This is a genomic window from Roseateles sp., from assembly GCF_965262435.1.
GTDB lineage: Bacteria > Pseudomonadota > Gammaproteobacteria > Burkholderiales > Burkholderiaceae_C > Paucibacter_A.
In genome coordinates, this window is sequence record NZ_OZ253537.1 from 1524121 (window position 1) to 1536207 (window position 12087).

A 12087-nucleotide genomic window follows, 5' to 3' on the forward strand; every position below is an offset into this window, starting at 1 on the left:
GTCGAGTGTCGGTGTCGATGATGCGCTGCGATTGCGCGGGGTGGGGCGGGCCTGCAAAGCCGGGAGCCAGCTGCCAGATGGCGCCGGCCGCCTACAATTCAAGGTTTCCCAAGCCATGGAGCGAGTCGTGCAGCATCATCAACCGTCAACGAGCGCAGCACCCCTGGTTGGCGTGGTGATGGGTTCCAGCAGTGACTGGGACACCATGAAGCACGCTGCCGACATTCTCGCCGAGTTCGGCATTGCCTTCGAGGCCAAGGTCGTGTCGGCGCACCGCATGCCGGACGATATGTTCGCCTATGCCGAGAGCGCGGCCGGCCGCGGCCTGCAAGCCATCATCGCCGGTGCCGGCGGCGCCGCCCATCTGCCCGGCATGCTGGCGGCCAAGACGCCGGTTCCGGTGCTCGGCGTGCCGGTGGCCAGCCGCCATCTGCAAGGCGTCGATTCCCTGCATTCCATCGTTCAGATGCCCAAGGGCATCCCGGTTGCCACCTTTGCCATCGGCACGGCCGGTGCCGGCAATGCGGCCCTGTTCGCCGTGGCCATGCTGGCCAACCACGACCCAGCCCTGCGCGCCCAGCTGGACGCCTTCCGCGCCCGCCAGACCGAAGTCGCGCGGGCCATGAGCAAGGATCTGGTCTGATGTCGGCGGCCGCTCTGAAACCTTTGTTGCCCGGAGAAGCCACGCTGGGTGTGATGGGCGGCGGCCAGCTGGGCCGCATGTTTGTCCATGCCGCGCAAAGCCTCGGTTATCGCACCGTGGTCTTGGACCCGGACGCCGACAGCCCGGCCGGTCTGGTGGCCCATGAGCACATCCGCGCCGGCTATCTCGACGAGGCCGGTCTGACGCGCTTGGCCGAAGTGGCCGATGCCATCACCACCGAATTTGAAAACGTGCCGGCCCAGGCCCTGGAGCAACTGGCCGCGCGGCGCTTCGTGGCACCGGCCGGCGCCTCCGTGGCCTATTGCCAGGACCGCGCCGCCGAGAAAGCGCATTTCGGCGCCGCCGGCGTCGCCTGCGCGCCTTACGCGGTGATCGAGAGCGCGGCCGATCTGGCCGCTGTGGCTGACAGCCTGCTGCCCGGCATCCTCAAGACCAGCCGCATGGGCTACGACGGCAAGGGCCAGATCCGCGTGCGCAACCGCGCCGAGCTGCAATCCGGCTGGGACGAACTCAAGCTAGTGCCCTGCGTGCTGGAGCAAATGCTGCCGTTGGCGCTGGAGCTCTCGGTGCTGAGTGCCCGCGGCGCCGATGGCACGGTCGTGCAGTTCCCGGTGCAGCAGAACCTGCACCGCGACGGCATCCTGGCCGTCACGCAAGTGCCGGCGCCCTCGGTCAGCGAGGCTTTGCAGCAGCAGGCCCTGGCCTCGGCCGCCCGCATCGCCACCGAGATGGGCTATGTCGGCGTGCTCTGCGTTGAGTTCTTTGTGCTGCAAGACGGTTCTCTGGTCGTCAACGAGATGGCGCCGCGCCCGCACAACTCGGGCCATTACACGATGAACGCCTGCGATGTTTCGCAGTTCGACTTGCAGGTCCGGGCCATGGCCCGCCTGCCGCTGCGCACGCCGCGCTTGCATTCGCCGACGGTGATGCTCAATCTGCTCGGCGATCTCTGGTTTGACGCGGCCGGCGCCGAACGTACGCCTCCCTGGGACGCAATTCTTGCCTTGCCCGGCACCCATCTGCATCTTTACGGCAAGACCAGCGCGCGCCCCGGCCGCAAGATGGGCCACCTCAACATCACGGCCGCCACCGCGGCAGAGGCCGAGCGCCTTGCGCGCGAAGCGGCGGGCCTGCTGGGCTTGCCCCAGGACTGGTGAGCGAAGTCGCCATGCTGCTTGACGCCCGCCAGCCCGATGCCATCGCTGCAGCGGCCGCCCGCCTGGCGGCCGGCGAGTTGCTTGCGCTGCCGACCGAGACGGTCTACGGCCTCGGTGCGCGTGCCGACGACGATGCGGCCGTGGCCAAGATTTTTGCGGCCAAGGGCCGGCCGGCTGACCATCCGCTGATCGTCCATGTCGCCGATGCGGCCGATGCTGAGTTGTTTGCGGCCGAGCTGCCGCCGGTGGCGCGGCGCTTGATGGCGGCCTTCTGGCCCGGTCCCTTGACCGTGATCGTGCCGCGCAAGCCTGGCGTGGGTGCGGCCGCCGCCGGCGGCCAGGACACCATCGGCCTGCGTTGCCCGGCCCACCCGGTGGCGCGCGAGCTGCTGATCGCCGCCCGCGCCCTGGGCGTGGCCGGTGTGGCAGCCCCCAGCGCGAACCGTTTCGGCCGGGTCAGCCCGACCCAGGCCCGCCATGTGGTCGATGAGTTCGAGCCCGGCCTGTGGGTGCTGGACGGCGGCGACTGCGAGGTCGGCATTGAATCGAGCATCGTCGACTGCAGCCGCGCCCATCCGGTGCTGCTGCGTCCCGGCGTGCTGACTCCGGACGAGATCGAAGCCGCGGCCGGTGAGCCCTTGCGGGCACCGGACGCGCAAGCGCCGCGCGCCTCGGGCACCCTGGTCGCGCATTACGCGCCCCGGGCGGTCGTGCGTCTGTACGCCGCCGATGCCCTGCGTCTGGCCCTGGCCGAAAGCGGGGTCCAAGAGCGACCGGCCGGGGGGCTGGCGGTATATTCGCGGTCGGTCGAGGTGCCGGCCGGCCTGCTGGCCCGACGCATGCCGGAGCAGGCCCGGGCGGCTGCACATCAGTTGTTTGCGGTGCTGCGGGAGTTGGATGGCGCCGGTGCGAGCGAAATCTGGATTGAGTTGCCGCCTGCCGGCAGCGCCTGGGACGGGGTCAGGGATCGCCTGAGTCGTGCCGCCGCTGCCTTTGTCGGACGTTGAGGTTTGGGGCGGGTGCTCGGCAAAAGGTCCGCACTGCCCCTGAGAGTTTCTTTGCTTGGAGTGTTCATGAAGAGTTGCAAAACGGGCGCAGGTCGCGACGTTCGCCAAGGTCGCGCCTGGATGGCGACCTTGGCCCTGGCCGCCGTGGCTGTGCTGTCTGGCTGCGGTGGGGGGACTCAGCAGATCGAGCCTTTCGCCCCGACCCGCATCATGGCTTTGGGCGATGAGGCCAGCGTCATCACGGCCGCCGGTAAGAAGTACAACATCAACGGCCTGGATGCCACCACCGGCCTGCTGTCCTGCGCAAGCAACCCGAACTGGGTGCAGATCGTTGCCGCCAACTTCGGCATGGTCTTCAAGGAATGCAACCCGACCAATATCGCCAACCCGACGGCCCTGATGTATGCGGCCCCCGGCGCCAAGATCGCCGATGTGCGCGCCCGCATCGACGCCCAGTTCACCAATGGCGGTTTTGGTCCCAAGGATCTGGTCACCTTGATGGTGGGCAGCAACGATGTGCTGGAGCTCTATGCCCAGTACCCGGCGCAAAGCAGCGACAGCTTGCTGGCTGAAGCGCGTGCGCGCGGCAAGCTGCTGGCCCAGCAGGTCAACCGCATCGGCCTGGCCAACGGTCGTATCGTCGTGGTCCAGGTGCCCGATATGGGCTTGACGCCGTTTGCTGTCAAGGAAGCTGCGGCCAAGCCCGGCACCCTGGACCGCGCCAAGTTCCTGTCGGATCTGACCAGCGAGCTGAACCTGGAAATGACGCTGAATCTGGTCAATGACGGCCGTTTGATTGGCTTGGTCATGACCAACGATGACCGCAGCGGCGGCATCCAGACCATCGTCAAATACCCCGGCGGTTTCGGTTTTGCCAATGTGGTGGCCGCGGCCTGCCAGAGCACGGTGGCCATCACCGAGTGCACGACCAAGACCTTGGTCACCGACGCTTCGGCCGACACCTGGCTGTGGGCCAGCGACACCCAGCTCGGCCCGGCCGGCCAGCAAAGGCTGGGCTCCCTGGCGCTGACCCGGGCGCGCAACAACCCCTTCTGATCGGCAGCCGAGGCTGCGTTGCTGCATTCGCCGGGCCGCGCAAGCGCCCCGGCGTTTGTTTTTGCGCGCCGGCACCCTCCGCTCCCCAGCCGGCCTTGCCCCTGAACCCCGCAGCTACACTTCCGCCATGACCGTGTTGTTGGCCTTAGACAGTTCCACCGAAACCATGGCCCTGGCCCTCAGCAGCCCGGCGGGCCGCTGGGTTTTCGAGGCCGAAGGCGGCCCGCAAGCCTCAGCCCGCCTGGTGCCGGAAGCCCAGGCCTTGCTGGCTTCGGCGGGTTTGCGTCTGGCTGATGTCGACGCCATTGGCTTCGGCCGTGGCCCGGGTGCTTTCACCGGCTTGCGCGCGGCCTGTGCCGTGGTCCAAGGCCTGGCCTTTGCGCTGGGCAAGCCGGTGCTGTCTCTGTGCAGCCTGGAGCTGGTGGCCGAGGATGCGCGCCAGCAGGCCGAGGCCGAGGGCCGCCCCTTGACCGGCGTGGTCTGGGTGGCCATGGACGCCCGCATGAATGAAATCTATGCCGCCGCCTTGCGCTGGGATGGCCAGCAATGGCGGGTTCTGCAGGCACCGGCGCTGTATGCCCCGGCCAGCCTGTTGGCGCACTGGGAGCGGCCCGAGGCCGTGGCCGGCTCGGCCTTGCTGGTCTTTGCTGAAGCCCTGGCGCCGGCCTTGGAAGGCGTGCGCCAATGGCCCCGCTGCCAGTCGCGCGCGCAGGCCTTGGCGTCGCTGGCGGCCCAAGCCTTTGCACGCGGCGAGCTGCTCGATGCCGCCGAAGCCATGCCGGTCTATGTGCGCGACAAGGTGGCCCAGACCACGGCCGAACGCATGGCCGCCAAAGCCGCGGTCGGGAGCGCCGCATGAGCGCCTGCCCGCAGGACCAGCGCGAACTCGTGCCCGAGGCCCAGCTGCGCGCCATGCGCAGCAGCGATGTGCCGGCCGTGCTGGCCATCGAGCGCCAGGCTTACGAACTGCCCTGGACCGAGGGCAATTTCATTGACTCCTTGGCTGCTGGCTACAGCGCTCTGGTGCTGCAGGCGGCCGACGGTGCCGTACTCGGCTATTGCCTGGCCATGCAGGGCTTTGGCGAGGTCCATCTGCTCAATATTGCGGTCGACCCGGCCTGTCAGGGGCGGGGCCTGGCGCGCCGTATGTTGGCGGCGCTGGCCCAGCTCTGCCGCGAGCGCAAATGCCCGCAGCTCTGGCTGGAGGTGCGCGTCAGCAACCAGCGCGCCCGCGAGGTCTACCTGCAATACGGCTTTCGTGAGGTGGGCTTGCGCCCGGCCTACTACCCGGTCTTGCAGGGCGCGCGCGAGGATGCCGTGCTGATGAGCCTCGATGTGGTGGAGGCGCAGCAGCCATGAGCTGGGATGCACGTCAAGCCGCCATGCTCGCGGCCATGGGCCTGCGGGTCTGGCCGCGTGACCAGGCGGTCGAAGTCGAGACGCAAGAGCTGGGCGCTGCCGATGTGGTCGTGGCTGAAGCCGCGGCGCCAAGGCCCGCCCAACCCCAACCTGCTCCCGCCATGCGGTCCGCTGCCAGCGCAGCCGCGCCTCTTTTGCCCAAGCCGCAATCAGCGCCCGTGCCCGCCGCCGCACCGCGCCCGGCTCTGCCTGCCGGCGCCCGCGAGCAAGCCCTGGCCGGCTTCGATTGGACCGAGCTGCGCTACGAAGCCGCCGAATGCCAGGCCTGCCGCCTGTGCCAGGGCCGGCGTGGCCATGTGTTCGGCGCCGGTGAGGAGGCGGCCGACTGGTTGATCGTGGCCGACCCGTCGGGCGAAGGCGAAGACCCGGCCCAAGCTTTGGGCGGCGAGGCTGCGGCCTTGCTGGCCAATATGCTGCGAGCCCTCAAGCTGGACCCAGCGCCGGCCTTGGGCCGCGCCGCGGCGGCGCCGGTCGAGCGAGCCCGTCAGGCCTATATCAGCCTGCCGCTGAAATGCCGGCCGGCGGCCGGCCGTGCGCCGGGTCCGGAGGAGTTGCAGCAATGCCGCCCCATCCTGGCGCGCCAAGTGGCCTTGTTGCAGCCGCGTGTGATCGTCGCCCTAGGCCGCGCCTCAGCCCAGGCCTTGCTGGGCAGCGATGAGCCCCTGGGTCGGCTGCGCGGCCGGGTCCATCGCCACCAGGGCATCCCGGTGGTGGTCAGCTATGGCCTGGACTACCTGCTGCGCAGCCCGGCCGACAAGGCCGGTGCCTGGGCTGACCTTTGTCTGGCGCTGGAGTCGCTCAAGGCCGGCTCATGAGCGATGCGACCCTGCCGCCCCAGCCCGCCGAGCTGGGCTGGGACGAACTGCCCTGCGCTGCCAGCTTGATCGGGCCACAGGCCCAACTTCTGAATGCCAATGCAGCTTGGCATGCCCTCCATCCCACCTTCGCGCTTGGGGCCACGTGGTTGCAGGCCTTTGCCGAGGCCGAGCGCGAGCAGCTCAGCCAAGCCCTGGGCCGCGCGCAGGACTTCGAACTGCTCTTGCCCGGCCATGGCCGCGCGCCCGACCTGGCCTGCCGGGCCCGCTGGCTCAGTGCCCGCCAGGCCTTCGCCTGCCTCTGGCACGATGTCTCGGCCCAGCGCCGCCAGGAGCATGCGGCTCAAGCCCAGTCCCAGGCCCTGGCCTTGCAAGCCAGCCAGATGCGTTTGCTGGCTGACAACGTGCCGGCCTTGCTGGCCTTCTACGACGCGCAGACCTTCCGCTGCCATTTCGCCAACCGCCAGTACGCCCAGGCCTTCGGTCTGGACGAGCAGAGCATCCTGGGCCGCAGCTTCAGCGAGGTGATCGGGGCCGACGCCCGGCTGCTGGTCCAGCCTCAGGTGGATCGCTTGTTGCGCGAGCGAGTGACCGTCAGTTATGAACGTTATCTGCCCGGCAGCGATCCCGCGCGCAGCGAGGACGGGCGCTGGGTCGAGGTCAGCCTGATCCCGCATCTGGTCGATGGCATCCCGTCTCAGGCCTGCTTCGTGATGATCAATGACATCACCCGTCACCGCGTCGCCGAGATCGCCGCGCGCGAGTCCGAGGCGCGGCTGCAGAAATTCATGCAGGCTTCGGTCGAGGGCATTCTGTTCCACCGCCAAGGCCAGATCAGCGACGCCAACCCGCCGCTCTGCCACCTGCTGGGCTATGGCCTGGACGAGATGGTGGGGCGCGCGGCGCTGGATTTCGTCGTCGATGATTTGCGCGAGCAGGCCGCCCGCGTGATGGCCGAGCGGCGCGAGCTCAGCTATGAGTCGGCCCTGCTGCACCGCGACGGCTCGCGCATTCCGGTCGAACTGATCGTGCGCACGCTGGAGTCGCAAGGCGAGCAGCTGCGCATGACCATCGTGCGTGACATCCGCGACCGTCTGGCCGCCCAGGCCCGCATCCAGCACCTGGCCCACCACGACGCGCTGACCGGCCTGCTCAACCGCGCCGCCTTCATGGAGCAGCTGGGCCCGGCCCTGCAACTGGCCGAGCGCCGCGAGCGCCGCTTGGCCCTGCTCTTCATCGACCTGGACAATTTCAAGCGCGTCAACGATTCGCTCGGCCATCTCGAAGGCGACAAGGTGCTGACCACCGTGGCCGCGCGCATCACCGATTGCCTGCGTTCCACCGACCTGGTGGCTCGCTTCGGCGGCGACGAGTTCGTCATCCTGCTGCGCGACATCGCCAACCGTGAAGATGTGCTGGTGGTGCTGATGGCCTTGCTGGCCGTGGTTGAGGTGCCGGTGCTGGCCGACGGTTGCCGGCTCTGTGTCACGCCCTCGATCGGCGTGGCCATGTTCCCCGAGCATGGCGGCCGACCCGAGGAGCTGATCCAGCGCGCAGATATGGCCATGTACCAGGCCAAGGCCGGTGGCCGCGCCAACTACCAGTTCTTCGATGCCGAGCTGGCCCGCCATGCCTACTCCGACCTGGTGCTGGAAAGCGAGCTGGCGCAAGGCTTGGAGCGCGGCGAGTTCGAGCTCTTTTTCCAGCCTCAGGTGGCCGCCCTGGGCGGCGAACAGGGTGGGGCGCTGATCGGCGCCGAGGCTTTGCTGCGTTGGCGTCACCCCACGCGCGGTTTGCTCGGTCCCGATGCCTTTATTGATGTGGCCGAACGCCACCGCCTGATGGTCAAGCTGGGCGAATGGGTGCTGCGCGCGGCGGCCCTGCAGGCGCGCGACTGGCGCGAGCGCGGCGTGGCGGCGGTGCCGATTGCCGTCAACCTTTCGCGCATGCAGTTCCGCCTCGATGGCTTTGGTGCCGCAGTGGCGCGGGTGCTGGACGAGGTGGGTATTGCCGGCGAATGCCTGGAGCTGGAGCTGACCGAGCGCATGCTGATGGACGAGATTGCCAGCGCGCCGGCCACCTTGACGGCCCTGCGTGCACTGGGCCTGGGCGTGTCGGTCGACGACTTCGGCACCGGCTACACCTCGCTGGCTCACCTGACCCAGCTTCCTTTGGACAAGCTCAAGATCGACCAGAGCTTTGTCGCCAAGCTGCCCGAGGACGGCGGCGCCGCGGCCATCACCCGCGCCATCATCCAGATGGCGCGCGGCCTGGGCCTGCATGTCAGCGCCGAGGGCGTGCGCACGCCGGCACAGCGCCGCCTGCTGGCCGATTGGGGCTGTGATGAACTTCAGGGCGAGCTGATCGGCCCGCCCATGGCTGCCGCCGATTTCGAGCAGTGGCTGCAGCAGCGCAGGACCGCTTTTCCATGACTGTTGATTCTTCCTTGCCAACTCCTTTGAGCAAGCGCATTGCTGCTGAGATCCACGCAGCCGGGGGCTGGCTGCCCTTTGACCGTTTCATGGCCCTGGCCCTGTATGCCCCGGGCCTGGGCTATTACAGCGGCCACAGCCAGAAGTTCGGCCTGATGCCGCAGAGCGGCTCGGACTTCGTCACCGCGCCCGAGCTGAGCCCGCTTTTTGGCCGCGCGCTGGCGGCGCAGGTCGGCCAGGCCTTGCAAGCCTGCGGCTGCGACGAGGTCTGGGAGTTCGGCGCCGGCACCGGCGCCCTGGCCGAGCAGCTGCTCGGCGCCCTGGGCGCGCAGATTCGCCGTTATCGCATCGTCGATCTTTCCGGCACCTTGCGCGCCCGTCAGGCCCAGCGCCTGGCTGCCTGGGGCGACCAGGTCGAGTGGCTGGACCAGCTGCCCGAACAGTTCGACGGCATCGTCGTCGGCAACGAGGTGCTGGACGCCATGCCGGTGCAGCTCTTGGCCTTCGACGGCCAGGCCTGGGCCGAGCGCGGCGTGGTCTGTACGCCCGAGGGTGGCTTTGCTTACGCCGACCGCGCGCAGCCGGGCCTGCAGTTGCCGCTGAGCGAGGCGCCCGTGGGCGCCTTCCCGCCCGGCACGGTCACCGAGACCCATGCCCAGGCCGAGGCCTTCGTTCGCACCCTGGCCCAGCGCCTGCGGCGCGGCGCAGCCTTCTTGATCGACTACGGTTTTCCCGAGCGCGAGTACTACCACCCGCAGCGCCATGGCGGCACCCTGATGTGCCACCACCTGCACCGCAGCGACCCCGATCCTCTGGTCTTGGTGGGCGAGAAAGACATCACCGCCCACATCAACTTCACCGGCATCGCCCTGGCCGGCCAGGACGCCGGGCTCGAGGTGCTGGGCTACACCAGCCAGGCCCACTTCCTCTGGAACTGCGGCCTGGCCGCCCTGCTCGAAGGCGCCAGCGTGGCCGAGCGCAGCATGGCCCACAAGCTGGTGGCCGAGCATGAGATGGGCGAGCTGTTCAAGGTGATCGGCTTTGCGGCCGCGGGCTCAGGCTTCGAGGCGCTGGGCTTTGCGCGAGGGGACCGCTCCCACATGTTGTGAGGCAGGCGGTCTAGGACCCAAGCGCGGTCAAGCGCCCTTGCGGCGACGCTGCCCCAGCGCCAAGCCGGCCAGCCCCGCCAACATCAAGGCCACACTGCCCGGCTCGGGCACAGCGGCGATGGCGGCGTGGTCCACGCCGTTCAGATGCAGGGACCAATAGCCACCCTTTTGGTCGCCGGCATTGATGTCGGAGCTGGGCTGCACCCAGTCGGCCAGGGCCACCGGGGTGCTGCCATCGAGCGTGAAGCCGATGGTGTTGGCGCCCGCGATCGGGTCATTGCCTGCCAGGCTCAGCGTCAGCCGGTAGTGGCCAGCGGCGAAGGAGGTCAGCACGGCGCCGGCGTCGAAATAGCCCGGGCCGGCGAAGCTGCCGTCGTTGTCGTCAATGGTCTGCAGCCAGGCGTGCTGGGCGTTGTACAGGCCCAGCGTGGGGTCGAAGTTCAGGCCCGATTGCCAGGAGTCGGTGAACAGGGTGATGGTCTGATCGCTGCTCAGGCTGAAGTCAATCTGCACGACGTCGGTGTTATGAGTGAACTGGCCGCTGAAGCTGAAATCAGCGGCTTGTGCGGCCAGGGCGGCAAAGCCCAGGGTGGCGGCAGCCAGGCTGCGCAGCGCGAAATGGGTGCTCATGGATGTGATCTCGGTGGAATGAGGTGGTGCGACGCGGGTGAGTGCCCGTATCAGGGCGCCAGCAGTGGCGGGTTGGCGCGGGATGGAGTCTGGGCCGAGGGGCTCAGGCGTTGGCCGCCAGCCTGCACCTCAAAGGCGACGCCAAAGCTCTCGAGATTGCTGGGGCTGGCCACGGTGTCCACATACCACCACTCGCACACCGCGCGCTGGCGGTTCACGTCCAGCAGCATGTAGCCGCGGCGATGCAGATTGATGTACTTGAAGTGCGGGTTGATCGAGCGCAGATAGGCCGCGGTGCTGCCGCTGGTGTCGCTGTCCACGCCGGGGGAGGTCACCGAAGTGCCGACGAACTCCACCGCTTGCGAGCCTTCGCCGGTGGCCGGGTTGTAGCCGCCGGTGCTGACATTGGGGTTGTTCGGGTCTTGCGTCAGGTCGGCCGCCCAGGAGCTGTGGATGTCGCCAGTCAGCACCACGACGTTGTCAACACGGCCATGTGCGGCATTGCCCTTGATGATGTCGTAGATGCGGTTGCGAGCGGGCTGGTAGCCATCCCACTGGTCGCTGTTGAGGAAGACGCCGCCGCCGGCCGAGTTGGCCGCTGCCACGCCCTTGAGCTGGGCGAACATCACGCCCTGGCCCAGCAGCTTCCACTGCGTGCCGCCTTGGCGCAGGCGCTCGGCCAGCCAGGCTTCTTGCTCATTGCCGAGCAGGCTGCGGCTGGGGTCGGCAAAGGGGCCGCTTTGTGTGAAGCCCTGGCCCAGCGGCGTGGCGATGCTGCCCTTGATCTGCTGCGAGCGGCTGCTCAGGCGCTCTTCCAGCATCAGCAGGTCGACCAGGTCACCGTAGACGAAGTTGCGGTGGTTGTCGTTGAGCTTGGCGGTGTTGACCGGGCGCACCGGCATCCACTCGTAATAGGCCTGCAGGGCGGCCGCCTGTCGCGTGGCCCAGTCGCCCTCGCTGCCGGGCTGGTGGTTTTCGGCGCCGGTCTTGTAGGCGTCGTTGGCGGTTTCGTGGTCGTCCCAGATGGCGATCAGCGGGTGCTGGCGGTGCATGGCCTGCGAGTCGGCGTCGCGCTTGTACTGGGCGTGGCGTTGGCGGTAGTCGCTCAGCGAGACGATCTCGGTAGCGGGTTCCGAGGGGCGCGCCGAGCCGTACTGGCCGCTGCCGTATTCGTAGATGTAGTCGCCCAGATGGACGACCAGGTCCAGGTCGGCGCGCTGGGCGATGCGGGCGTAGGCGTTGAAATAGCCATAGGCCAGGTTGGAGCAGCTGACCACGGCCATGCGCAGGCTGCTGGTGCTGCCCACCGGCAAGGTCTTGGTGCGGCCGATGGGGCTGCTGGCGCCCTCGGCGCTGAACTGGTAGTAGTAGGTCCGGCCTGGCTGCAGGCCGATGGCGTCGACCTTGACCGTGTAGTCACGGCCCGGGTTGGTCTTGCTGCTGCCGCGCAGCACCACTTGGGTCAGTGCGGCGTCGGTGGCCACCACATAGCTCACTGGCACGGCAGGCTTGAGGCTCAGCGGCGTGACGCGGGTCCAGAGGATGACGCGATCGCTCAGCGGGTCGCCGCTGGCCACGCCGTGCTGGAAGACGGGCGCGAGCGCCGCGGACTGCGCCGCCAGCGGCAGCAGCAGGGGCGCGGCGGTGGCCACGGCCACGGTGCCGGCGCCAGAGCGCTTGAAGAAATCGCGGCGAGTGCTGCCTGTGCGCAGCGGCTTGACTTGTGTCGGGCGTCCCATATCCATCTTTCGTCGGCAGCGCGCGAAGGAGGATGCCGGCGCGCTCGGCGCAGTCTGGC

Annotated in this window: 11 protein-coding genes; 9 read left to right on the top strand and 2 right to left on the bottom strand. The window is 68.6% G+C overall.

What is annotated here, in order from left to right; genetic code table 11:
* Nucleotides 1-178: 178 nt before the first annotated feature.
* The 9 genes from purE to ACQY39_RS06610 all read left to right on the top strand — a co-directional run bounded on the left by purE (nucleotide 179) and on the right by ACQY39_RS06610 (nucleotide 9659).
* Nucleotides 179-643 carry a 5-(carboxyamino)imidazole ribonucleotide mutase gene (gene purE, locus ACQY39_RS06570; RefSeq protein WP_428504548.1) on the top strand — a complete coding sequence of 155 codons (465 nt, stop codon included), beginning with the start codon at nucleotides 179-181 and terminating at the stop codon, nucleotides 641-643.
* Nucleotides 643-1821, top strand: coding sequence for a 5-(carboxyamino)imidazole ribonucleotide synthase (locus ACQY39_RS06575; protein WP_428504550.1), 1179 nt, complete (start codon nucleotides 643-645; stop codon nucleotides 1819-1821). Before purE ends, ACQY39_RS06575 begins: the two co-directional genes overlap by 1 nt.
* An 11-nt stretch (nucleotides 1822-1832) precedes the next feature.
* Nucleotides 1833-2828 (top strand): L-threonylcarbamoyladenylate synthase, encoded by a 996-nt coding sequence (locus ACQY39_RS06580; RefSeq protein ID WP_428504552.1) that lies wholly within the window; start codon nucleotides 1833-1835, stop codon nucleotides 2826-2828.
* A gap of 66 nt (nucleotides 2829-2894) precedes the next feature.
* Nucleotides 2895-3884, top strand: a complete 990-nt coding sequence (locus ACQY39_RS06585; RefSeq protein ID WP_428504554.1) for an SGNH/GDSL hydrolase family protein — start codon at nucleotides 2895-2897, stop codon at nucleotides 3882-3884.
* A gap of 127 nt (nucleotides 3885-4011) precedes the next feature.
* Nucleotides 4012-4743, top strand: coding sequence for a tRNA (adenosine(37)-N6)-threonylcarbamoyltransferase complex dimerization subunit type 1 TsaB (gene tsaB / locus ACQY39_RS06590; RefSeq protein WP_428504556.1), 732 nt, complete (start codon nucleotides 4012-4014; stop codon nucleotides 4741-4743).
* Complete coding sequence (gene rimI / locus ACQY39_RS06595) at nucleotides 4740-5243, top strand: ribosomal protein S18-alanine N-acetyltransferase (protein WP_428504558.1); 504 nt, start codon at nucleotides 4740-4742, stop codon at nucleotides 5241-5243. Before tsaB ends, rimI begins: the two co-directional genes overlap by 4 nt.
* Nucleotides 5240-6118, top strand: a complete 879-nt coding sequence (locus ACQY39_RS06600) for a uracil-DNA glycosylase (protein WP_428504560.1) — start codon at nucleotides 5240-5242, stop codon at nucleotides 6116-6118. Before rimI ends, ACQY39_RS06600 begins: the two co-directional genes overlap by 4 nt.
* Nucleotides 6115-8550 carry a putative bifunctional diguanylate cyclase/phosphodiesterase gene (locus ACQY39_RS06605; protein ID WP_428504562.1) on the top strand — a complete coding sequence of 812 codons (2436 nt, stop codon included), beginning with the start codon at nucleotides 6115-6117 and terminating at the stop codon, nucleotides 8548-8550. Before ACQY39_RS06600 ends, ACQY39_RS06605 begins: the two co-directional genes overlap by 4 nt.
* Nucleotides 8547-9659 carry a class I SAM-dependent methyltransferase gene (locus tag ACQY39_RS06610; protein WP_428504564.1) on the top strand — a complete coding sequence of 371 codons (1113 nt, stop codon included), beginning with the start codon at nucleotides 8547-8549 and terminating at the stop codon, nucleotides 9657-9659. The genes ACQY39_RS06605 and ACQY39_RS06610 overlap by 4 nt, the downstream gene beginning before the upstream one ends.
* Nucleotides 9660-9686: 27 nt before the next feature.
* Here the strand turns inward: ACQY39_RS06610 and ACQY39_RS06615 are convergent, their stop codons facing one another.
* Both ACQY39_RS06615 and ACQY39_RS06620 read right to left on the bottom strand, forming a co-directional pair.
* Entirely contained in the window at nucleotides 9687-10289 is a 603-nt protein-coding gene (locus ACQY39_RS06615; RefSeq protein WP_428504566.1) for a DVUA0089 family protein, read from the bottom strand.
* Between the two features lie 50 nt (nucleotides 10290-10339).
* The gene (locus ACQY39_RS06620) at nucleotides 10340-12028 is read right to left on the bottom strand and encodes an alkaline phosphatase D family protein (RefSeq protein WP_428504568.1); all 1689 of its coding nucleotides are present in this window, start codon (nucleotides 12026-12028) and stop codon (nucleotides 10340-10342) included.
* Between the last annotated feature and the right edge of the window lie 59 nt (nucleotides 12029-12087).